The organism is Nostocoides veronense, from assembly GCF_039531185.1.
GTDB classification, from domain to species: Bacteria; Actinomycetota; Actinomycetes; order Actinomycetales; family Dermatophilaceae; genus Nostocoides_A; species Nostocoides_A veronense.
Genome location: NZ_BAAAPO010000008.1, coordinates 35,736 through 58,482, shown reverse-complemented (window position 1 = coordinate 58,482; position 22,747 = coordinate 35,736). Strand labels below are relative to the sequence as shown.

Here is a 22,747-nt window from a genome sequence, read left to right as displayed (position 1 = left end):
GCGCGTGATTTCGGGCGTGTTTCCCGAACTCGACCTGTGGCTCGGACCCGCGAGGTCATCGCCGAAGCCGCAGGCCGCGGGGGGTCAGGGTGAAGCCGGCGCGCTCGAGCGCAGAGGCGATCGGGTGGCCGGCGGCGAGCACGGAGGTGCCATCGGCCTTCTCGACCGTCAACCGCCCGAGCGCGCCATCACGGACGGCGAGCGCGAGAGCATCCGCGCAACCTTGGAGGGCATCCTCCTGCGCCGGCCACGACAGCAGCGTCTTGCCGCCGCGCTCGACATACATCACCAAGGCGCCGTCGACCATCACGACCAAAGCCCCCGCCTTGCGGCCCGGTTGATGGCCCGAAGCCTCGGGGCGCTCGGGCCACGGCAGCGCCGCACCGAACGGATTGGCTGGATCGGTGGCGGCCAAGACCAGCGCAGGCACTGGTCCGGTCGCCGAGCGCAGGGCGTCGATGACGCCCGTCGTCGCGAACTGGGCAGCCCCGAGCGACTCCACGAAGTAGCCGCGCCGCAGCCGTCCGGTCTCCTCGGCGGCCGCGAGCACGCGGTAGATCCCGGCAAAGCCACCCGGGACATCCTCAGCGGCAATCACCGAGCGCGTGAGAACGCCATAGCGATCGAGCAGCACCTCGGCGGTCGTCACGGCGCGGGTTGTCGCATCCAGATCCGGCTCGGGAAGCAGTGACCATCGCCCGGTCGCGATCGGCGGCACGCCGCTCAAGCCAAGCCCCGCGGCGCGGGCCAAGCCGCCGCTTCGGGGTATGCCGGCCAGGCTGCCCCGCCGGCCATAGCGCGTCGAGCGCGGCGCCGGACGCGGCTTTTGCTTGTGCGCGCCCCGCCCGCCGGCCAAGAGCGCCCGAACCGGCGCGAAGGTGTCGCCAGTGACCTCGCCAGCCCACACCAGCTCCCACAGCGCGGTCGTCGCCTCGCGGTCGGAACTGAGCTGGGCGGCGGCGACCAGCCCCGAGAAGAAGTACGCGCCGCCAGCACTGAAGGCCGCTCGCAGTGCAGCGGTTGCCCCCATCTCCGCGACTGATCCCTCGATCTCCGCGACCGATCCCTCGGCCGGGGACCGGCCAGCGTCCGCGGGAGGGCCCACCCGCGGTGGGTGCAAGGTCGCCGCCGCGCTCTCGGCGAGGTGCAGCGACACCCAGCCGTCGTCACCGGGCAGCGACCCGTGCCCCTGCCAGAGCACCTCACCGGCCGACATCAACTCATCCAGCATGGCGGGCTGATAGCCGGACACTCGGGCGGGCAGCACCAACGACTCGATGGCACTCGCGGGCAGCAACGAGCCACTCAGTTGCTCGACGACGCGCAGCACCCCTTCGGTGCCGCGCACCCGGCCACCGACACCCTGCCAGCCGGGGAGGAAGCGGGCATACTGCCGAACCTCGACGGCCTCGACCTCGGCGCGCAGGCTGGCGAGCGAGCGGCGGCGCAGCAGCCGCAAGACCTCCGCATCACAGAACTCCGTCCCGGCCCCGGTCGGCAGGAACTCACCTTCGGCAATCCGCCCAGACCCCGCGAGCCGACGCAGGGCATCGTGCGCCACCGCGGTGCCGATCCCAAAGGCAGCGGCGAGATCGGTGAGCAGGAAAGGGGTGTGGGTGCGGGCATATCGCGCAACCAACTCCCCGAGCGGATCGACGACCGAGTCGAGGAAGGCCATCGGCAGGCCGACGGGCAAGGCGGTGCCGAGGGCATCGCGCAGCCGCCCGGCGTCCTCGGCGACGGCACACCGCTGCTCCCCGGCGACTCGCACGGCGATCACCCGACGCTGCTCCGACAGGCTCGCCAAGGCCCCCGCCAGATCGACGGCGAGCTCGGGTGTGACGCGCGCCCGCAGATCGTCCTCGCTGAGCGGCCCGAGGACGCGCAAGAGGTCGGTCAGTTCGTCGGGATTGCGGGCCGCCCGCTCGGGCGTCAGGCGCTGCAGCTCAGCGGCGGTGCGGGTGATCGCCGCGGGATCGAGCAGTTCACGAAGCGCCAGACCCTCACCGCGGCCGAGCAATTCGGCGAGCAATTGCGGATCGAGCGCCAGTGCGGCGGCGCGACGTTCGGCGAGGGGGGAGTCGCCTTCATAGAGGTACTGCGCGACATATCCGAACATCAACGAGCGCGCGAACGGCGACGGCGATGTGCTCGCCACATCGACCGTGCGCACCCGCCGGGCGCCGATGGATCGCATCAGCTCGACAAGTCCGGGCACGTCATAAACATCCTGCAAGCACTCGCGCACCGTCTCCAAGACGATCGGAAAGTCCGGATAATTCGCGGCGACCGTGAGCAATTGGGCGGCGCGTTGCCGCTGCTGCCACAGCGGCTGACGCTGATCGGGCCGACGCCGCGGCAGCAACAAGGCCCGCGCCGCGCATTCCCGGAAACGCGAGGCGAACAAGGCCGAGCCGGGAAGCTGCGCCGTCACCATCGGCTCGATCTCTTCGGGATCGAGAAAGAGCAGCTCGCTCAGCTCGGCACCCGCGTCGGCGCCATCATCGAATTCGATATCCGGCAGCCGCAGCACGATCCCGTCATCGGCGGCCATCGCTTGCACCTCAACGCCATAGCGCTCGCGCATGCGCGCACCGATGCACAAGGCCCAGGGCGCGTGCACCGGCATGCCGAAGGGGGAGTGGATGGCGACCCGCCAGTCCCCGATCTCGTCGCGGAAGCGCTCGGCGACGATCGTCGTGTCGCTGGGCACGACACCGGTCGCCTCCTGCTGCTCTCGCAGGTATGCCGTGAGGTTGTCCGCCGCCCATGGGTCCAGTCCCGCGGCGCGCACCCGTGCGGTCGCCTTGGCAGCGCTGAGTCCGGCGACCTCTCGAACGAAAGCCCCGAGGGCGGTTCCCAGCTCGACCGGGCGCCCCTGCGTTTCGCCTTTCCAGAAGGGCAGCCGGCCCGGCTCTCCGGGCGCCGGGGTGACGAGCACCTGGTCGCGGGTGATTTCCTCGATTCGCCAACTGGAGGTGCCGAGGGTGAAGACATCGCCGACACGGGATTCGTAGACCATCTCTTCGTCGAGTTCACCGACGCGCCGGCCTGGCCCGTCGGTCGCGAGGAAGACCCCGAAGAGGCCTCGGTCGGGGATCGTCCCGCCGCTCGTGACCGCGAGATGCTGGCCGCCCTTGCGCGCAATCACGGTGTCCGCCAGGCGATCCCACACAACGCGCGGTCGCAACTCCGCGAACTCCTCGCTGGGATAGCGTCCGGCCAGCATGTCCAGCACCGCCTCCAGCACGGTGCGGGACAGGCCGGCATAGGGCGCGGCGCGGCGCAGCAGGGCGTGCAGGTCGGCGACACTCCAGGTGTCCATTGCCGTCATCGCGACGATCTGCTGGGCGAGCACATCGAGCGGGTTGGCGGGGACCGTGAGCGCCTCGATCGCCCCGGCGCGCATCCGCTCGACGACGACAGCGGTCTGGACGAGATCGCCGCGATATTTGGGGAAGAAGTAGCCGCGGGAGACCGCTCCCACCTGGTGGCCGGCGCGCCCGACGCGTTGCAGCCCGGCGGCCACGCTGGGCGGCGACTCGACCTGAACGACGGCATCGACGGCGCCCATGTCGATGCCGAGCTCGAGGGAACTGGTGGCGACGACAGCGGGCAGCCGCCCGGCTTTGAGGGCCTCTTCGATGTCGAGGCGTTGCTCTTTGCTCACCGAACCGTGGTGAGCCCGGGCGAGAATCGGTGGGGCACCAGCCGACCCACCCGCCTGGGCCATAACCTGGGCGGGGGTGCGGGGCGGTCGGCTCCGCATACTCTCGACCGCGGACTCCCCAACAACCGCCGCCGGGTCGAGCACCGAGGCATCCTGCTCCGCGGCTGTGAGGCGTTCGTCCCAGATCTCGTTGAGCCGGGCGGTGAGCCGCTCGGCGAGGCGGCGGGAATTGGCGAAAACCAGTGTCGAGCGCTCGCCATCGACGAGATCGACGATCCGCTCCTCGACGTGCGGCCAGATGGACGTCCGCCGCTCCGGGCCGCTGGCCGCCCCGGCGAGATCGCCCGACGGCTCGCCGAGCGTCGACATATCGGCCACTGGCACGACGACCTGCAGGTCCCATTCCTTGGTGGACGGCGGGGCGACGATCTGCACGGGGCGCCCACCGGACAGGAAGCGCGCGACCTCTTCGATGGGCCGCACGGTCGCCGAGAGGCCGATGCGCTGGGCCGGCTTGGGGAGCAGGGCGTCGAGACGTTCGAGACTGACGGCCAGGTGTGCGCCGCGCTTGGTGGCGGCCACCGCGTGCACCTCATCGAGGATGACCGTTTCGACGCCGGCCAGGGCCTCGCGCGCGCTGGAGGTCAGGAGCAGGAAAAGCGACTCCGGCGTCGTGATGAGGATGTCGCTCGGCCGCTTGCCGAACGCCCGGCGCTCCGCGGCAGGAGTGTCGCCCGAACGCACCGCCACCGAGACATCCGGCGCGGGCAGGCCGAGCCGGGCCGCCGCATGTCCAATCCCCACGAGTGGCGCCCGCAGGTTGCGCTCCACATCGACCGCGAGCGCCTTCATGGGCGAGATATAGAGAACGCGGCAGCGGTGCAGCGGGTCCTCGGGAATCGGCTCGCGCACCAGCCGGTCGATGCCCCACAAGAAGGCGGACAGCGTTTTGCCTGATCCGGTGGGGGCCACGACCAGCGCGTCCTGCCCGCCGCTGATGGCTTCCCAGGCGCCCTGCTGCGCCGCCGTGGGCGCCGGAAAGCTGCCCCGGAACCACGCTTGCGTGGCGGGGGAGAAGCGCTCGAGCACATCACCTGTCATCAGATTGCCAACTCTCGCACGCCCGACCGACAACCCCCTCGGGGAGCTTCGACACGGCATATGCCAGCCCCAGCCTGACTCCCCTATTCGGTCGTGACTCGTCGGTTTGGACGTGACTCCTCCATCCGGCGGTAGGAGTCACGACGAAAGGTGCGAGTCACGACCGAATGGGGGAGTTGTATGCCGTGCCCTCACCCCGCGCGATGAGAGGCCAGCCCAACCGACGCTCAGTCGGTGATGCCCAACTCCTCGGCCGCGCGCAGCAAGCGGGCTTCCAGCATGTCGGTCAGCGAGGCGACATAGGTCGCCGTGATGTGCGAACCGGACCGATAGACCAGGACATTCCCGATCACCGGCCAGCATCGATCGCCCGGACACACCAGGTCATTCATCGATACCAAACGCGCCGTCTTGACCTGCTCCACGGCAGCCGCCATCGACGGTGTCCCCCGGCCCGGACCCGAGGGCACCGAGCACGCGTCCATATAGGTCTTCGGGTGCTCGGCGACGCAGGAATACACCTCCTTGCCGGGGTACGGATTGTCGGCGATGGCGATGACGGGAGCCTGCAGGTCCTTCCACCAGCGGACATACCCAGCCGCCAACTCCGCCTCATTGCGCTGACCGTTCACCCAGGCCCAGGGACGCAGACTCGAGGTAATCATGAGGGCCGGCGGGTCGGCGACGAGCCGCTTGTGCACCTCCTCGCCCCACAGCCGGCAGGACGTGTAGTCCTTGCCATCCTGATCGAAGACCACGTCCGCATACGCGCACGTGGACTTGATGTAGAGCACCAGGTGCCACCTGTTGCGCGTCGCGATCGGCTCCAGAGCCGGCATCCACTGCAGCATCTTGGAGTCCCCGACCACCGCCACCCGCGTTGGGGAGGTCAGGTCGCCGTACTCACAGGTCTTGACCTCGACCGCATCGATCGTGGCCTGACATTCGTCCAGGTGCGCCTTGGGGACATCGTCGACGGCTTTCAGCGGATCGGGCGTGATGCCCAGCGCCGGATCGTTCAGCGTGGACGGGTTCTTCGCCCGCTCAAGCAGGTCCTTCGCGCCCTGGACATCCGCGCCGGACGCAGCGACTTTCACCCCGCCCACGCGCGCGGCGGCATACGTCGCGGCACCGGCAGCCACCCCGAGCAGCGAGCAGGCCAGCCCCACGAGCAAAGCGACCTTGGCGGATGCCGACACGCGGGGGTGATAGCGAACCGGATTCTCGATGTACTTGTGCGTCGCCCAGGCGGGGATCGCCGAGAAGGCCACCGCGACGGCTGCCCAGAGACGGGAGCGGTCGGTGAGGTGGTCGGCGATGACCACTAGCGGCCAGTGCCACAAGTACAGGGAGTAGGACAGCGCACCGATCGCGACCGGCCACCGGGTGCCGAGGAAGCGCGCCGGACCCTCGGGACCCGCCGTGAAGCCACCGAGAATGACCAGCCCAGCACCCACGGTCGGCACCAGCGCCGCGCTGCCGGGCCACGGCGTCGAGGTGGACTGGAGGAACAAGCCCACCGTCAGCAGGGCCAGCCCGCCCCAGGCCAGGGCGCTGCCGTATGCCGGCCGGAGCCGCTGCCATACCGGCACCCCCACCGCGACCAGGGCCCCCACGCCGAGCTCCCACAAGCGGGTGGTCGTGACGAAATAGGCGCGCGCCGGCGCGGTCGCCGTGAGATGAATGGACCAGGCGAGCGAGGGAATCGTGATGGCCGCGAGGCCCAGCGCCAGGCCGGGGCGGGTGGCGATATGGCCGCGGCGAATGACGAAGGCCAAGAGCACGATCAGCAGCGGCCAGACGATATAGAACTGCTCCTCGACGGCCAGGCTCCAGAAATGCTGCACCGGCGAGGCACCGACATCTTCGGCGAGATAGTCGACCGAGCGGGAGGCGAGGCGCCAGTTCACGACATAGGCCGCCGCCGCCATGATGTCGCCGCCGAAATCCTCGCGATCGACCCGGCTCAGCAGCGTGGAGGTCAGGATCGCGGTCGTGACCAGGACGGTCGCCGCGGCCGGGAAGAGCCGCTTGGCGCGTCGGGCATAGAAGCGCGGAAGCGAGACCCGGCCCTCGCGTTCAACCTCGCGCACCAACTGGCCGGTGATGAGGAAGCCGGAGATCACGAAGAAGATGTCGACGCCGGCGAAGCCCCCGGACAGCCCGGGCAGCCGTGCGTGGTACCACATAACCGTCAGGACGGCGATGGCCCGCAGGCCCTCGACGTCGGGGCGGAAGCCCTTGGGTTGAGCGCCCGCAGGCGCCGGTGCCGGGGAGGCGGCAAGGGCGGTGGACATGGGTATGCGGAGTGCTCTCGTTCGAGGGGGCCCAAGGCGGGGGACTCTTTAGGGTACTGATATGGCGCCCCACTCCCAGAATCCGCGGCAGTCAGCGACCACGGCCTCGTGGCCTGCTGAGGCCCTGGCTGCGGTGGCGCTCGCGGGGGTGATTCACCGGATCAATGACCGGGTGGGTGCCAATGATGTGGGGTCGCGGGCAGCGGTGCTCCTGCCGCTCGTTGGCGTTGGTGCGCGGGTGGTGGGCGCGGGCTTGCCGCGGTTCGCCGGGGCAGCGCGTATGACGCACCGCGCCGCCTTGGTCCTGGCCGCCGGTCACGTGGTGGGCCGGCCGGTGCTCGCCGCCCGCGGCCGCTGAGCCGCTCCCGCTGAGCTGCTCGCGGTCAGCCGGCGCGCGGTCAGCGGCCTTCGAGGGCGAGCAGGATTTCCTTGGCGGGCAGGCCCCCGAGGTAGCCGCCCAGACTCCCATCCGAGCGCAGCACCCGGTGGCAGGGCTGCAGGATCGGCAGCGGGTTCGTGGCGCACGCGCTGCCCACTGCTCGGATGGCTTTGGGGTTATCGAGCGCGGCAGCGACCTGGGCGTAGGTAGCGGTCTCGCCATACGGGATCGCGGTCAGGTGGCCTTGCACCCTTGCCCGGAAGCCGCTGCTCAGCGCGTGGTCGAGCGGGAGGTCAAAGGCCGTGCGCCGGCCGCGGAAATAGCCGTCCAGCTCGTATGCCGTCGCCTCCAGCCGGTTCGGCGCCAGGAGCACTCGAGGGCTCAGGCGGGTGGCGAGATCGGTGAGGACCGCGTCGAAACCCTCGATCGCGAACGCCACGCGAACCACGCCGCGAGGGGTCGCGGCGAGTAGGAGCGGGCCGACGGGGGAGTCGATCTCGCGATAGGCGATCTCGAGCAGGCCATTGGCGTCCGCGGCGCGCGCGAGCCGGGTATGCAGGGCGGCCAGGTCCTCAGGGTCGACGGGCGGGGTGCGGGGGTCGGTCGTCATACGAAATCCTCGGGATTCAGCGAGCGGCGCAGCGCGGCGAGGCCATCGCTGGCCGCGCGCCGCACGGCGGCGGGGGTGGAGCCGATGAGTTCGGCGGTTTCGGTATGCGGGAGCCCGCCGTAGTAGTGATGAGCGATGGCGAGGCGTTGCTTCTCCGGCAGGCGCGCGACGTGCGCCCAGATGCTCTCGTTCGGGGTGGGGGGCGAATCTCGTTCTGGGAGAACGTCAATGGGTATGGCGCGGCGCGCCCGCCCGCGCAAGATGTCGATGCACTTGCGGCTGGCGACGCGCACCAGCCAGGCCTCATGGTGGGTCTCCGGGTCGAGATCCGGCCAGGCGCGCAGGGCCGCGAGGAAGGTCTCGGACCAGGCGTCGTCAGCGTCGGCACCGGTGCCGAGGATGCCGCGGCATACCCGCAGCACGCGCGGTCCGTGCTCGGTGACTGCGCGCTCGAAGGGGAGGGTGTTGGCCATCGTCTCCATAGTCGCTGACGCGGACAGATGTGTGAGGTCGTCGGCGTGTCTGATTGCGTCGAACAGATGTTCGGCTACGCTCATCCACAGTCAGGAGCTCGACTTCGCGTTATCCACAGCTTTTCGAGTGGGTCTGCCGGGTTGTCGGTGCTCTTGTCTAGCGTCTGATCACAGCGCGGAAAACCGCGGTGGGGTCGAAGGCAGGCGCGCCCAGACCACGAACAAAGGAAGGTGTGGCATGGCCGGCAAATCGGACATCGACAAGGCAATGGACAACAAGAGTCGCTCACTCGACACCGTCATGGGGCAGATCGAGAAGAGCTTCGGCAAGGGTGCGGTGATGCGTCTCGGTGACGAGGTGCGCGCACCGATCGAGGTCATTCCGACCGGCTCGATCGCGCTCGATGTGGCTCTGGGGATTGGCGGGCTGCCTCGCGGTCGGGTCGTCGAGATCTATGGCCCGGAGTCCAGCGGCAAGACGACGGTGGCCCTGCACGCGGTGGCTAATGCACAGCGCAATGGCGGCATCGCCGCTTTCATCGACGCCGAGCACGCGCTCGACCCGGAATATGCCAAGAAGCTCGGCGTCGACACCGATGCGCTGCTTGTCAGCCAGCCCGACACGGGGGAGCAGGCGCTCGAGATCGCGGACATGCTGATCCGCTCCGGCGCCTTGGACATCATCGTCATCGACTCGGTCGCAGCGCTGGTGCCGCGGGCCGAGATCGAGGGGGAGATGGGTGACAGCCATGTCGGTCTGCAGGCGCGTCTGATGAGCCAGGCGCTGCGCAAGATCACCGGCGCCCTCAATAGCACCGGCACGACCGCGATCTTCATCAACCAGTTGCGCGAGAAGATCGGCGTGATGTTCGGCTCGCCCGAAACCACCACCGGTGGCAAGGCGCTGAAGTTCTATGCCTCGGTCCGGCTCGACGTGCGCCGTATCGAGACGCTCAAGGACGGCAACGAGCCGGTCGGCAACCGCACCCGCGTCAAGGTGGTCAAGAACAAGGTCTCGCCGCCCTTCAAGCAGGCGGAGTTCGACATCCTCTATGGCTTGGGCATCTCCCGGGAGGGTGGCCTGATCGATATGGGTGTCGACCAAGGCTTCGTGCGCAAGTCCGGCGCTTGGTACACCTACGACGGCGACCAGCTCGGCCAGGGCAAGGAAAACGCCCGCAACTTCCTCAAGGACAATCCCGACCTGACCAACGAGTTGGAGAAGCGGATCAAGGAGAAGCTCGGCATCGGGCCGCGGGTCGATGCCCCGGCACCGGTCGCCGACGTCCCGGTCGAATTCTGAGCCGGTGACCGATAGCTCGCCGGCCGATCTCGACGCACTACGCGCCGCGATCGGCCGGATGGAGACCGGCGGGCCACCACCACACCACCCGCCCCGGTCGTCGCCGGATGCCCCGTGGGATGCCACTGCATCCGGCGACGACCACCCCGACGCTCGCGGGGGCCGGCAGCGTGCCGGCCAGGAGCGTGCCGGTCGGGGGCGCCGCCAGCCTGGGGGCGACGACGACCGGGGTGCCGGCGACTCGCGCCCGGCGCGCGACCCCCATGCGGTGGCGAAGGCGATCGTGTTGCGGCAGTTGACGAACTCACCCAAGACGCGAGCCCAACTGGAGCAAGCGCTCGCCAAACGCGAGTGCGACCCGCAGGTCGCGCGGGAGGTCCTCGATCGACTCACCGAGGTGGGTTTGGTCGACGACACGGCCTATGCGCAGATGTTCGTGCGTTCCAAACAGCAGACGCGGGCGTTGGCGAAGTCGGCGCTGCGTCGCGAGCTGCGCACCAAGGGGGTGGACGACGAGACGGCGGCGGAGGTCTTGGACGGACTCTCGGATGCCGCCGAAGAGGAGCAGGCCCGAGAGCTGGTCCGGGCGCGCATTCCCCGCTTGCACGGACTCGATCGCCAGGTGCAAGTTCGGCGGCTCGCGGGATTGCTCGCGCGCAAGGGCTATCCCTCCTCCATTGCCGGGCGAGTGGTCTTCGAGGAGCTTGATCTTGCGTCGGAGCACCGGCGGGACTGAGGGGCGCTGGTGCGGATCGACCGGGGCGCCGGCCGGGACACCGCTCGCGATGAGCTGACCTGTTAGGCCCGCCTGGGTCGTTCGGTGGGCATATAGTCACAATGACGCAATCTCCACGAAGGGAGTGACGGCATGGTGACAACGGAACGGGCGATGCCCGCGGGGGAGGGCGGGCGCCGCCCGGCTCGATATGCCGCCAGTCCCGGGATGCTCACGGACCGCTACGAGCTGACGATGTATTCCTCCTTCGTCGAGGACGGCAGCGTCGACAATCACTCGGTTTTCGAGGCCTTTGCCCGGCGCCTTCCGACCGGCCGGCGCTATGGCATGCTCGCCGGGCTTGGTCGGCTCATCCCGCAGATCGTCGGCTTCGGCTTCGACGACGCCGAGCTGCGCTACTTGCTCGACACGGGCGCCATCACGCCGAAGGCCGCTGATCGACTGGCGAACTTCTCCTTCTCCGGCGACATCACGGCATACCCCGAGGGGGAGATCTACGTCCCCGGAAGCCCGGTCCTCACGGCGGAAGGGCCGCTCGGAGAGTGTCTGCTCTTGGAAACCCTCGTCCTGTCCGTGCTCAACCATGACACCGCGGTGGCCAGCGCCGCGGCACGCATGGTCACCGCCGCAAGCGGTCGCCCAATCATCGAGATGGGGACGCGGCGCACGCACGAGCAGGCGGCGATCGCGGCGACGCGGGCGGCATACCTCGCCGGCTTCGCCAGCACGAGCAATCTCGCGGGCGGGCACATCCACGAGATCCCCACGGTCGGCACGGTGGCCCACGCCTTCATCCTCGCCCACGAGAGTGAGCGGGCCGCCTTCGCCAGCCAGGTCGCGGCCCTCGGGCCGGGAACGACGCTGCTCGTCGACACCTACGACATCGAGCACGGCATCCGCACGGCGGTCGAGGTCGCTGGGCCCGACTTGGGGGCCATCCGCATCGACTCCGGCGACCTCGATATCGAATCGCGCCGCGCCCGAACGCTTTTGGACGAGCTCGGTGCCACGAACACACGCATCGTCGTGACCAGCGACCTCGACGAATACGTCATCACCGCCCTCGGCGCCGCGCCCATCGACGGTTATGGCGTCGGCACGCGCGTCGTGACCGGTTCGGGCCACCCGACGGCGGGGATGGTCTACAAGCTCGTGGCCGTCGCCGACCGGCCCGGCGCCGACGCGCCCGTCCGCCCGGTGGCCAAGAAGGCGTCCGGCAAGGGCTCCGCGGGTGGGCGCAAAACGGCATACCGCCGCGACGGCGACGAGTTCTTCACCCTGACCGGGAAGGTCCCGAGCGACGCCACCGCGGTCCAGGTCCCGGTTATTCGCGCTGGACAGGTCGTGCACGACCCCACGCTGGATGACATCCGCGCGCACGCCCGCCGAGCGATCGACGCCCTACCCGCCGAGGCGCGCGATGTCGCCGACGGCGCACCCTTCACCACCGCAACCGAGGAGGATCACCGATGACCGCAACTGCTTTGCTCGTGGTCGATGTCCAGAACGACTTCGTTGAGGGCGGTTCCTTGGCCGTCGCCGGCGGCACGGCGGTGGCTGCGGACATCGTCGACTTCATCGACCGATCGAGGGCCGACTATGCCCTGATCGTCGGCTCCCGGGACTGGCATACCCCGGACTCCGACAATGGCGGACATTTCGCCCTGACCGGGGCGCCGGACTTCGCCGGGACCTGGCCGGTGCACTGCGTCGCAGGGACGCCGGGCGCAGAGTACGCCCACCCCGAGCTGTCCCAGCGGCTGACGCACCAGGTGCGCAAGGGGATGGACGAGCCAGCCTATTCAATGTTCCAGGGCGTGGCGGTAGACAGCGGTCAGTCGTTGACCACGCTCCTGCGTGCGGCCGATGTCGAGGCCGTCGATGTCGTCGGCATCGCCACCGACTATTGCGTCCGCGCGACCGCCCTCGATGCGGCCCGCTCCGGTTTGTGCACCCGGGTGCTCTTGCCGCTCACCGCTGGCGTTGCGCCGGAATCCACTCGCGCGGCCGTCGATGAACTGATCGACGCGGGCGTGGAGGTCGTGCGATGACCGCGCCGGCCGGTTACGACGTGAGTGCCCACCCGCCCTTCGCGGTCACGGTCGACCTGACGGTTTTCACGATCCACGATGGAGCGCTGTCCGTGCTGCTGATCCGGCGCGGCGACGATCCGTATGCCGGCCGCTGGGCCCTGCCAGGTGGCTTTGTCGAACCCGACGAGGATGCTGCGACCGCCGCCTGGAGGGAGCTCGCGGAGGAGACCGGGCTGGAACGCTTCTCTGGCCACTTGGAGCAACTTGCGACCTATTCTGCGCCCGATCGTGATCCGCGGATGCGGGTGGTCTCGATCGCGCACCTCGCGTTCGCGCCCGGGCTGTCCCGGCGCGGCCCGACGGCCGGATCGGACGCATCCGCTGCCCGCTGGTGGCCGGTGGAAGACCTCGGGCTCGATGGTGGCCAGGAGGCAGGCGTCGAACTTGCCTTCGATCACGCCGAGATCCTGCGCGACGCACTGGAGCGGGTGCGGTCCAAGATCGAATACACCACGCTCGCAACACAATTCGTCGACGAGCCGTTCACGCTGGCCGATCTGCGCAGGGTGTATGCCGCGGTCTGGGGTGCCGCGCCCGACCTCGGCAACTTCCGCCGCAAGGTGCTGTCGACGTCAGGATTTGTCGTGGCGACGGAGCAGGTCGACGAGGGCGAAGGGCGTCTCGGGCGGCCGGCGCTGTTGTACCGGCGCGGGTCCGCCACGCATCTCCAGCCGGCCATGCTGCGCCCGGATAGTCCACTTTCCGGCTGAGCTTCGTTCAGCGCGAGGACGGTTCATTCGTCGGCGGCGATGAACTCCAGTCGGTTGCCGAAGGGGTCGTCGGTGTGGAAGCGCCGGGTGCCCGGCACTTCGTCGCTCCAGCGCACGTCCGCACCCGTGGCTGACAGCGTCTCGGCGAGGGCGTCTAGCCCCGTGACGAGGAGCGCGGGGTGCGCCTTGCGCGCGGGCGTGAACGGATCCTCAACACCCATGTGCATCTCGAGGTCGCCGCGCCGGAACCAACAGCCTCCGCGCACCGCGAGCAGTGGCGGTTTCGGGACCTCGTCGAAGCCAAGGGAGCCGACCCAGAAAGCACGACTTGCGTCCTCCCCGCCAGCGGGGATGGCCAATTGCACGTGCTGCAAGCGTTCGACCTGGAAGTCACCCATTGCTCAACCCTGCCACGTCGTGCCTGGTGTGAGTTGGCTTAGGCGACGAAGCCGCGGGCCGGGGCCGTGGTCATGGCGGCGACCCCCCGCTCCCGCACCTGCGCCACGGCCTCCGCCAGTCGATCCACCGCATCGGTCATCCGCGCCGGATCGGTGACATAGGGAACCCGCACGTGATGCTCGAATCCTCCGGCGGGTGCGAACCGTGGTCCGGCGGCGATCAGGAGACCCCGCTCGGCAGCCGCCAGGGTGACCGCGCCCGCGTTCACCGACCCGAGGTCCACCCACAGACTCAAACCACCGCGCGGGAGGACAAAACTCGCGTCCGGCAGTCGCTCACGCACCGCACCAGCCGTCGCATCGCGGGCCGCGCGCAGGTCGGCTCGCCGGTCGGACGGCATACCTCCGTGCGTGCGCAGCAGCGAGGTGAGAACCAGCTGCTCCAGGATCGGTGCCCCAAGGTCCAAGGTCGCGCGGGCGTCGAGCAGGGGCGGTGCGAGCGCGGCTGGTACGCGCAGCCAGCCAATCCGCAGGCCACCCCAGAAGGATTTCGCGGCGCTCCCCAGTGAAATCGCTTCGGGGGAGAAGTGGCCGAAAGGTTTCGGCGCCGCGCCGGTGCCGAGGTCGACCTCGGCGATCGTTTCGTCGATGATCGGCCGCGTCCGGGCGCCGCTGAGGCTCGCCGCGAGGCGCTCTCGACCCGCGTCGTCGAGGAGCGCGCCGGTGGGATTGTGGAAGTCGGGGATGAGGTATGCCGCCCGAGCACCCGCCCCGGCGATCACTCGCGAGGTCTCGTCGAGGTCGTGCCCATCGCTGTCGACGGGAACAGCCACCGTGCGAATCGCGCTGTGCCCCAACGCTTCCAGGGCGTTCGGATAAGTCGGACTCTCGACGATCACCCGGTCCCTGGGCGACAGTAGCGCGCGCGCGACAATCGCGAGCCCGGCAACGGCTCCCGAGGTGACGAGGATCTGGTCGGGGGTTGTGGGGAGTCCGCGCTCGGCATATCGATCGGCGATGGCGGTGCGGAGTTCCAGGAGGCCCACGGGGGCGTAGCCGTTGTCCGCGAGATAGCTCGGCAACTCGGCAATCGCCTCGGTGAAGGCATCGAGCACGCCCGCCGGCGCCCGCGTCGCGGCGCACGTCAGGTCGATGGCATCGGGGTCGAGATCGACGGCCGGCGAGAGCACCCGGCTGGCCGCGACGGCCTTTCCTGGCACGACGGCGATCGACCCAGACCCGCGACGGGAGGTGAGGTAGCCGCGGTCGGCCAGCACGGCATACGCACCCGTGACCGTGGTTCGCGAGCAGCCGAGGGCTGCCGTGAGCTCCCGCTCGCTCGGCAGGCGGGTCCCGGAGGCGATGCGGCCGTCGGCGAGCAGGGCCATGATCGCGCCGGCTAAGGAGCGGTATGCGGGCCGGGCCAGCGCGTCCGGCCCGAGTAGCCGGGTGAGGCGCGTTGCGGAGATCGCGGGCGTCATGAGGCCACCATGACATAAGTGGCTATAGAAAGACAGTCCACTTGTGCGGCATCCTTCTCATATGTCGCCCCTCCACCTGGCCCGTCGCGGCCTCTCGCGTCGTGTGGACCTGCTGCCGATGACCCCGCTGGAACAGGTGCGCGCCGGACGGTTCGCGCATCGGTTCACTCAGCTGATCGCGGGGCTCGTGCTGTATGGCGTCTCGATGGCCATGCTGCTGCGCAGCGGGCTGGGCCTCGACCCGTGGGATGTCTTCCATCAGGGCGTGCAAACGCACTGGGGCGTCAGCTTCGGCACCGTCGTCATCGTGACGAGTTTCGTCGTGCTGCTGTTCTGGATCCCGCTGCGCCAGTGGCCCGGTCTGGGCACCTTGCTGAACTCCGTGCTCATCGGGATCGCGACGGACGTGACCTTGCGCTTCCTCAGCGCTCCGGAGAATCTGGCCGGTCGATGGAGTCTGCTGATCGGCGGCATCGTCGCCAACGGCCTGGCCGGCGCGTTGTATATCGGCAGCCAGTTCGGGCCCGGCCCGCGAGACGGGCTGATGACCGGTCTGGCGCGGCGCACCGGACGCTCTATTCGCTTGGTACGCACCACCATTGAGGTGACGGTCCTGGTGCTCGGCTGGCTGCTTGGTGGGACGGTCGGTGTGGGGACGGTGCTGTATGCCGTGGGCATCGGCCCGATCGTGCAGTTCTTCCTGCCCATCCTGACCGTGCGGGTCCACCCGCCGACGCGGGTTGTGGTCCCGGCGTCAGTACCGGAGGCCAGCGCCGGCTGAGGTCATTCGCGCCGTGATCGGGCGAGAACCGAACGGCACGGCGCACGGTAGGTCGGGGGCTGCGCTTCCTGGGTGAAGCCCTCGGGGCAGGAGATTCGTCGCTGCGCTCGCTGGTGCCTCGCTGGGCTCCGCTCCTCGACTGCCCCTCTGGGGTTCGCCCAGGGCGCTCCGCTCGACTCGGGTCGACCATGGATACGGCTGAGCGCGGGCTCTGCTTCGTGGGTGAAGCCCTCGGGGCAGGAGATTCGTCGCTGCGCTCGCTCGTGCCTCGCTCGACTCCGCTCCTCGACTGCCCCTCTGGGCTTCACCCAGTGCGCTCCGCCCGTCACTTGGACACGCGGCAGCCACGGGTTGACTTAACGCGTTGGCTGCCCGAGGGCGCGGTCGTAGCTGCCGGGGGTGAGGTCCCACTCGACACGGACGCGTACCGGGTGGACCGCGCCGACATCACCATCAGCGTCGACGCCGTTTTCCGTTCCCACGCAATCTTTTTCGCTGTCTGGTGGTGGGGTGGTGGTGAGGTGGCCGGTGAGGCGTCGGGTGTGGACGATGTGGTGGTGGTAGCTACAGAGCAGGGCGGCATTGCTGATCTCGGTGGGGCCGCCGTCGATCCAGTGGATGAGGTGGTGGGCGTCGGTCCAGCCGGCGGGTTTGGAGCATCTTGGGTAGCTGCATCCGCCGTCGCGGGTGTGTAACGCCCGGATCTGGGCTCTGGTGAACAGGCGTTTGGTTCTTCCGATCAGGACGGGGTTCCCGGCCTCATCGACCACGATCGGGGCGATGTCCGCGCCGCAGGACAGGGTGCGGGTGGTGGCAAGCGCGAGGTAGCGGCCGGCGTCGACGCCACCGATCGCCTGACCGCACCCGGAAGGCTGGCCGCCGGCTGAACTGGTTTGGAGGTCGGCGAGTTTCACGACAAGCGATAGTTGGGTGCCGGGCTGGGCGGGGACGGTGTCGCCGGCCCGGACGGCACGGCTGACAAGGTCCAGGAGCGCGTCGGCGCGGCGTGTCACATAGGCGCGGGTGTCTGCTTCCCCGTCGGGGCCGGGTACGGGTTTGGTTAGCGGGTCGAGGGCGGCTTCGACGATGGCGGCGCCGGCGGGGTCGAGTCGTAGCCGGTATTCGGTGAGCCCGTCGACGGGGTCGGGGGTGCCGGTGCTGAATGCGCGGTGGGCGCGGGCTCGCTGGTCGCGGTCGTCGAGTCGGTCGGGGCGCCCGAACCGGGCATACAGTTCGGGCCGGATTGCCCGGATGTCCCGAACGTCACCGCCGCACGCGTAGTCGGCGTACACGTCCCACACGGTGTCGAGGGTGTCGGGTTGCAGGTCCGGGGCGAGGCGCCGCATCTCGGCGTGTGCCAGGGTCGCCGCCGCGACGGACGCTTGACCGGTGAGCACTGCGGCGCCGAGGGCTTCCCTGAGCCCGCGGTGCTGGAGGATGGGCGCCTGGCTCCTCGAACCAAGGCGCGGGACTCAGCCGTCGATGGCGAGAACCAGAGGCAGGACAGCGGGAGCGCCGGCTTCACGGAGCACCCGCGCCGCCTCGGTCATCGTCCAGCGCGAGTTGACGTAGTCGTCCACCAGCAGCACCGGTCCCGGGATGCCAGCCAAAGCATCGGCGAGCGATGCACCCACGGCGAGCCGCTGCCATACACCGGCCAGCCGGAAGGCGGAGTTGCCTCCCGCCTCACCGACCGGGCCGCCATCGACCAGATCGAGGTCACCGAGGTCGCGCAGGCGACCGACCTCGGCGATCCCGGCCGCGAGTGACCGCACCAGGTGCGGACGAGCACGTGAGGGGATCGAGACCACCGCCACCGGCCGCTCCTGCCACCCCCATTCCTTGAGCACCTGCACGACGGCTCGGAACAACTCGGCTGGCACGGGCTCGTCCGCCGCGAGGAGAGGTCGCAGCCGCTGACCCCAGCCGAGGTCCGACAGTCTGGCCAAGGCACGGCCTTCGGCGGCCTGCAATTCGGGCGCGATCTTGCCTTTCAAGGTCACCCCGAGACGGTCCATGCCCGTCGGCCACATCGCCCGCGGCTCGATGGGCACGCCGACCCGCGTCAACTGATCCCGGGCGGCGCCGATCACGCGATCGGGCACGTCGGTCGGGAACCAGACACCAGCGCAGTTGTCGCACCTCCCGCACGGCGCGGCGGTCTCGTCGTCCAAGGCCGCCTGCAGGAAAGCCATTCGGCACTCACCGCCACGTTCATACGCGAGCATTTGGTCCTGCTCAGCCTGCCGCTGCTGAGCCACCCAGGCGTAGCGCTCAGCGTCATACGTCCACGCGTGCCCCGTCGACATCCAGCCACCCGAGACGCGGTTGACAGCGCCATCGACGTCGAGCACCTTCATCAGCAGTTCCAGCCGCGTCCGTCGAATATCGACGATGGTCTCGATGGCTGCGGTGGATAGCGGCCGACCGGACTCCGCGAGCGCCGTGAGCACCGCACTCGCCTGCTCCTCGCGCGGCATAGACACCGAGGCGAAGTAGCGCCAGATGTCCTGATCCTCCGGACCGGGCAGCAGGAGGACGTCGGCGCGCTCGGTGGCACGCCCGGCGCGACCGACCTGCTGGTAGTAGGCGACGGGCGACGAGGGTGCTCCCACGTGCACGACGAACCCGAGGTCGGGCTTGTCGAAGCCCATACCGAGTGCAGAAGTCGCCACGAGCGCCTTGATGTGGTTGTGCCGCAACGAGTTTTCGAGTCGCTCGCGATCGGCGGGATCGGTCCGCCCGGTGTATGCCGCCACCTCGTGCCCCGCCGCCCGCAGCGCCGAGGCGATGTCCTCCGCACCGCTGACGGTCAGCACATAGACGATCCCGCTGCCTGGAAGATCGCCGAGATGCGCGATCAGCCAGCCCAAGCGTTGCTCTGGACTCATCGAGCGCAGCACGCCCAGTCGCAACGAATCCCGAGCGAGCCCGCCGCGGATCGTCGTCACAGAACCCCCGCCAGTGGCCAGTTGCCCCTCGACGTCACTGACCACTCGGGCATTGGCGGTGGCCGTGGTCGCCAGCACGGGCGTGTCCGGCGGCAGGCCGTCGAGCAGATCACGGATGCGGCGATAGTCGGGCCGGAAGTCGTGACCCCAGTCGCTGATGCAGTGCGCTTCGTCGACCACGAGCAGCCCGCACCGGCGCGCGAGATCGGGCAATTGCTCCTCGCGGAAGCGCGGGTTGTTGAGACGTTCCGGCGAGACGAGAAGCACGTCGACCTCGTCCGCCGCGAGAGCAGCACGCACGTCGTCCCAGTCGGTCGCATTGGCGGAGTTCATCGTCACCGCTCGAATCCCCGCGCGCTCGGCGGCACCGATCTGGTCGCGCATGAGCGCGAGCAGGGGAGAGATGATGACCGTCGGGCCGGCGCCCTCAGCCCGGCGCAGCGCGGTGGCGACGAAATAGACCGCCGACTTCCCCCATCCGGTGCGCTGGATCACCAGCACCCGCGCCCGGCCAGCCACCAACGCCTCGATCGCGTCGAACTGCCCATCTCGGAATTGCGCATCCTCCCGCCCGACGAGCCGGCGCAGCGCGGCGGTGGCGCTGGACAGCAGGCGCGCGTGCGCGTCGCGCTCAGGCGTGCCGCGGTCAGCCTCGGTGGCGGAGGTGGCGAGTTTCGTCATACCCAAGACCGTATGCCGCGCCACCGACAACCCCGCCGTCCGCCAATGGCAGCCACGCTCATGGGAGACAACATGGACATACGCAACGGTAATGATCCGTTGCGTATGTCCACGTTCCGGCAATGGGCGGAAAAGTGCACCGCCGCAACCCGACTCAGTCGTCGATGGGGAATTCGTAGAGCAGCGGCTGAGACTCGATGCGGGCGTCGGTGCTGCCGGTCCACTCGACCGGCAGGTCGGCGGCGCGCAGGATGTCGACGATCTCCTGCCCGATCGCGCGAGCAGCCGCATCATCACGGTCGCCGAAAACACCGAAGCCGACGAACAGGTGCCCGGTCATCACCAACCGGTCGATGTCCTGGGTGTGCACATAGGCGTAGCCGCGCACCGAATAGCCCTCGTCCCGGGCAACCTCGGCGAGCTCCGCGGCATACTCCACCGCCTCGCCGGTGTCGAAGCCGTCGCCCCACGACATGACGATGCCGCGGCTCAGCAGCAGCTCCGGCAGCGCGGTCAGGAAGGCCGCGTCATAGGACACATCGGTCACCACGCGGCGGTATTCCGCGAGCACCCGATCGAAGATCCCTGGCACGTCGTCGGCACTTGCCGGCCCGTCCGGGTAGTAGTCGTCAATATCCTCCGCCGTCTCCACGAAGTGGTCGCGGATCTCGTCGGTGTCCTCCCACACCCCGCCCGCCAGCCGCAGCATGATGTCGCCAGCGAAGGTCTCCTCGCTCGGCGGGTAGGCGCTCTGGAACGTGGCGTGACCCCGGGTGACCGGCTCGCGAGGCATGGGTTCAGTCATGCGCCTATCCAACCCAATCCCTTAGCCGCACAGGGCGAACCGCACCGACATTCCCGGCACGAGTTGGGCTGCCGCGTCCGCAGCAGCAGGCGTCAGCACCAGCGGCACGGGGTAGCCACCCGTCGCCGGGTGATCACTGAGAAAGATGATCGGTCGCCCACCAGCGGGGATCTGCACGGCGCCACGCATCATCCCTTCGCTCGGCAACTCCGCGTCCGTCATCCTGTGGATGGCCGGCCCGTCCAGGCGTACGCCCGTGCGGTCCAGTTCCCCGGTGACCGTGAAGGACTCGGCCAGCAGCGTCGCGCGGGCCGCCTCGTCGAACCAGCCCGCGCGCGGCCCCAGGGTGGCCGCGAGGGTCAGCTCGCCGGTCGCGGGCGGCGGCACCGCGGCATGCTCCACCACGGGATGTTTGCCGGGGGCTCGCCCCACCGGAACCCGCTCGCCGGCACTCAGGGGCGCGCCGAGGTCCCCGAGCCGGCTGTATGACCGTGACCCCAGCACCACCGTCGTCGCGACGCCGCCTGCGACGCCGAGATAGGAACGCAGGCCCGCCGTGGGCGCGCCAATCTCTAGTGACTCACCGTGCCGCCACGTCTCCGGCGCGTTCGTCCCCACCGCGCGCCCGCCGATCCGGACAGGACCCACCGCGCCGGTGACGGCGAGCAGGAGGTCGCGCTCGGCATACGCCTGGAAGCCGCCGGCGGTGACCTCGATCCCGGCGGCGTCCTCGGGATTGCCGACGAGCCGGTTCGCCAGGCGCAGCGCGCCGCGATCCGCGGCACCACCCCGACTGACGCCGAGCCGCGCGTACCCCGGCCGCCCGAGGTCTTGCACCGACGCCAACAACCCAGACGCCTCGATCACGAAACTCACGGCGCCACCGCCACGAACCGCACGTGCCGCCCAGGCACGAGCAAAGCTGGCTCGGGTCGTGCGGCGTCCCACAGGACCGCGTCCGTTCGGCCGATGAGCTGCCAGCCGCCGGGGGAGTCGCGCGGATAGATGCCGCCGAACTCCCCGGCCAATGCCACGGACCCCGCCGGGACGCGCACCCGAGGCTCGGCCCGGCGCGGCACTTCCAGCGAGCCGTCGCCGAGGAGGTAGGCGAAGCCGGGGGCGAACCCCGCAAACCCGACCCGCCAGGGGCATGCCGTATGCCGTCCCACCACCTCCGCGGGTGCAATCCCCAGGTGCCGGGCGACGTCATCCAGGTCCGGCCCGTCATAGACGACGGGAATCTCGATGTCCGCGCTCGCCTCCGCGGGCCGCGGGGACGCAGGCCGGGAAGCCACGCGCCGTAAGTGCCCGGCGAGCAGATCAGGGCCGGTCACTAATGGGTCGAAAATGACCAATACGGTCCGCGCCGCGGGCACCGTCTCGACGACCCCGTGGATCGCGGCGGCGCCGACCGCCGCATCGAAGTCCAGCGCCGCATCCAGCGAATCGAATTGCGCCAGAAGCGCTTCGGAGCCACACGGCAACAGCTGCACCGGCACTCACTCCGCCACGAAAGCAGCCAGCCGCACCCCGGCGCCCTCCAATGCCGCGCGCACCGCACGGGCGTTAGCGAGCGCACCGGGGGAGTCGCCGTGCACGCACAGGCTCTCGACCGCTGCCGGGATCGACGATCCGTCGACGGCATCGACGAGGTACTCACGCGCCATACGCACCGCCCGGGCGGGCATCGCCGACTCCTCGACAAAGGCGCCCACCTCCGAGCGCGGCACCAAAGTGCCCTGAGCGGTGTAGCCGCGGTCCACGAAACCCTCTGCGACAGTGCGCAATCCGACCTCCCCGGCGAGGGCGAGCCAGCGGGAACCGGGCAGGCCGAGGACGTCGAGCTGCCCGTCATACGACAAGACGGCGGCCACCAAGGCCGCCGCCTGCGCCTCGTGGTGCACGACCGCGTTGTAGAGCGCGCCGTGCGGCTTCACATAGGACACCCGCGTGCCCGCCGCCCGGGCAAAGGCCTCCAACGCCCCGATCTGATAGATCACGTCAGCGGTCAGTTCGGCCGACTCGACCTCGATGAAGCGCCGCCCGAAACCCGCCAGGTCCCGATAGGAAACCTGCGCCCCGATCGCCACGCCCCGCTCCGCCGCTAACCGGCAGACGCGCTGCATCGTCGCGGGATCGCCCGCGTGGAAGCCGCACGCGACATTCGCGCTGGTGACGACATCGAGCAAGCCGGCGTCGTCCGTCAGCGACCACCGCCCGAAACCCTCCCCGATGTCGGCATTGAGATCAATCGTGCTCACCCGCCCATTGTCGCGCG

At 69.6% G+C, this 22,747-nt stretch carries 19 protein-coding genes; 7 read left to right on the top strand and 12 right to left on the bottom strand.

Annotated elements, in window-relative coordinates:
- Positions 1–55: 55 nt before the first annotated feature.
- Both ABD225_RS02745 and ABD225_RS02740 read right to left on the bottom strand, forming a co-directional pair.
- Positions 56–4,771, bottom strand: a complete 4,716-nt coding sequence (locus ABD225_RS02745) for an ATP-dependent helicase (protein ID WP_344080917.1) — start codon at positions 4,769–4,771, stop codon at positions 56–58.
- Positions 4,772–4,998: 227 nt separating this feature from the next.
- The gene (locus ABD225_RS02740; protein WP_344080914.1) at positions 4,999–7,068 is read right to left on the bottom strand and encodes an acyltransferase family protein; all 2,070 of its coding nucleotides are present in this window, start codon (positions 7,066–7,068) and stop codon (positions 4,999–5,001) included.
- Positions 7,069–7,129: 61 nt separating this feature from the next.
- Between ABD225_RS02740 and ABD225_RS02735 the strand changes: the two genes are divergently transcribed.
- Positions 7,130–7,426 carry a hypothetical protein gene (locus tag ABD225_RS02735; RefSeq protein ID WP_344080911.1) on the top strand — a complete coding sequence of 99 codons (297 nt, stop codon included), beginning with the start codon at positions 7,130–7,132 and terminating at the stop codon, positions 7,424–7,426.
- A 40-nt stretch (positions 7,427–7,466) separates the two neighbouring features.
- Here the strand turns inward: ABD225_RS02735 and ABD225_RS02730 are convergent, their stop codons facing one another.
- Both ABD225_RS02730 and ABD225_RS02725 read right to left on the bottom strand, forming a co-directional pair.
- The gene (locus ABD225_RS02730; protein WP_344080908.1) at positions 7,467–8,057 is read right to left on the bottom strand and encodes a methylated-DNA--[protein]-cysteine S-methyltransferase; all 591 of its coding nucleotides are present in this window, start codon (positions 8,055–8,057) and stop codon (positions 7,467–7,469) included.
- Positions 8,054–8,530 carry an RNA polymerase sigma factor gene (locus tag ABD225_RS02725; RefSeq protein ID WP_344080905.1) on the bottom strand — a complete coding sequence of 159 codons (477 nt, stop codon included), beginning with the start codon at positions 8,528–8,530 and terminating at the stop codon, positions 8,054–8,056. Before ABD225_RS02725 ends, ABD225_RS02730 begins: the two co-directional genes overlap by 4 nt.
- Before the next feature lie 268 nt (positions 8,531–8,798).
- Between ABD225_RS02725 and recA the strand changes: the two genes are divergently transcribed.
- The 5 genes from recA to ABD225_RS02700 all read left to right on the top strand — a co-directional run bounded on the left by recA (position 8,799) and on the right by ABD225_RS02700 (position 13,372).
- A complete protein-coding gene (gene recA / locus ABD225_RS02720) occupies positions 8,799–9,833 on the top strand; it encodes a recombinase RecA (RefSeq protein WP_344080959.1) in 1,035 nt (344 codons plus the stop codon).
- A gap of 4 nt (positions 9,834–9,837) precedes the next feature.
- Positions 9,838–10,569 (top strand): regulatory protein RecX, encoded by a 732-nt coding sequence (locus ABD225_RS02715; RefSeq protein WP_344080902.1) that lies wholly within the window; start codon positions 9,838–9,840, stop codon positions 10,567–10,569.
- Positions 10,570–10,701: 132 nt separating this feature from the next.
- The gene (locus tag ABD225_RS02710; protein WP_344080900.1) at positions 10,702–12,042 is read left to right on the top strand and encodes a nicotinate phosphoribosyltransferase; all 1,341 of its coding nucleotides are present in this window, start codon (positions 10,702–10,704) and stop codon (positions 12,040–12,042) included.
- Positions 12,039–12,620 (top strand): isochorismatase family protein, encoded by a 582-nt coding sequence (locus ABD225_RS02705; protein ID WP_344080897.1) that lies wholly within the window; start codon positions 12,039–12,041, stop codon positions 12,618–12,620. Before ABD225_RS02710 ends, ABD225_RS02705 begins: the two co-directional genes overlap by 4 nt.
- Positions 12,617–13,372 carry an NUDIX hydrolase gene (locus tag ABD225_RS02700; RefSeq protein WP_344080894.1) on the top strand — a complete coding sequence of 252 codons (756 nt, stop codon included), beginning with the start codon at positions 12,617–12,619 and terminating at the stop codon, positions 13,370–13,372. Before ABD225_RS02705 ends, ABD225_RS02700 begins: the two co-directional genes overlap by 4 nt.
- 23 nt (positions 13,373–13,395) lie before the next feature.
- Here ABD225_RS02700 and ABD225_RS02695 read toward each other — a convergent pair whose 3' ends face one another.
- Positions 13,396–13,770: a VOC family protein gene (locus tag ABD225_RS02695; protein WP_344080891.1), complete on the bottom strand. Its 375-nt coding sequence runs from the start codon at positions 13,768–13,770 to the stop codon at positions 13,396–13,398.
- 38 nt (positions 13,771–13,808) lie between these two features.
- Positions 13,809–15,251, bottom strand: coding sequence for a MocR-like transcription factor YczR (gene yczR / locus ABD225_RS02690; protein ID WP_344080888.1), 1,443 nt, complete (start codon positions 15,249–15,251; stop codon positions 13,809–13,811).
- 61 nt (positions 15,252–15,312) lie between these two features.
- Between yczR and yczE the strand changes: the two genes are divergently transcribed.
- Complete coding sequence (gene yczE / locus ABD225_RS02685; protein WP_344080885.1) at positions 15,313–16,032, top strand: membrane protein YczE; 720 nt, start codon at positions 15,313–15,315, stop codon at positions 16,030–16,032.
- A gap of 356 nt (positions 16,033–16,388) precedes the next feature.
- Here yczE and ABD225_RS02680 read toward each other — a convergent pair whose 3' ends face one another.
- The 6 genes from ABD225_RS02680 to ABD225_RS02655 all read right to left on the bottom strand — a co-directional run bounded on the left by ABD225_RS02680 (position 16,389) and on the right by ABD225_RS02655 (position 22,730).
- Entirely contained in the window at positions 16,389–17,429 is a 1,041-nt protein-coding gene (locus ABD225_RS02680) for an HNH endonuclease signature motif containing protein (protein WP_344080882.1), read from the bottom strand.
- 75 nt (positions 17,430–17,504) lie between these two features.
- Entirely contained in the window at positions 17,505–19,664 is a 2,160-nt protein-coding gene (locus ABD225_RS02675; RefSeq protein WP_344080879.1) for a RecQ family ATP-dependent DNA helicase, read from the bottom strand.
- Between the two features lie 154 nt (positions 19,665–19,818).
- Positions 19,819–20,469 (bottom strand): DUF6891 domain-containing protein, encoded by a 651-nt coding sequence (locus tag ABD225_RS02670; protein ID WP_344080876.1) that lies wholly within the window; start codon positions 20,467–20,469, stop codon positions 19,819–19,821.
- 21 nt (positions 20,470–20,490) lie between these two features.
- Positions 20,491–21,345 (bottom strand): 5-oxoprolinase subunit C family protein, encoded by an 855-nt coding sequence (locus tag ABD225_RS02665; RefSeq protein WP_344080873.1) that lies wholly within the window; start codon positions 21,343–21,345, stop codon positions 20,491–20,493.
- Positions 21,342–21,962: a 5-oxoprolinase subunit B family protein gene (locus ABD225_RS02660; RefSeq protein WP_344080870.1), complete on the bottom strand. Its 621-nt coding sequence runs from the start codon at positions 21,960–21,962 to the stop codon at positions 21,342–21,344. Before ABD225_RS02660 ends, ABD225_RS02665 begins: the two co-directional genes overlap by 4 nt.
- A gap of 6 nt (positions 21,963–21,968) precedes the next feature.
- Positions 21,969–22,730: a LamB/YcsF family protein gene (locus tag ABD225_RS02655; protein ID WP_344080867.1), complete on the bottom strand. Its 762-nt coding sequence runs from the start codon at positions 22,728–22,730 to the stop codon at positions 21,969–21,971.
- Between the last annotated feature and the right edge of the window lie 17 nt (positions 22,731–22,747).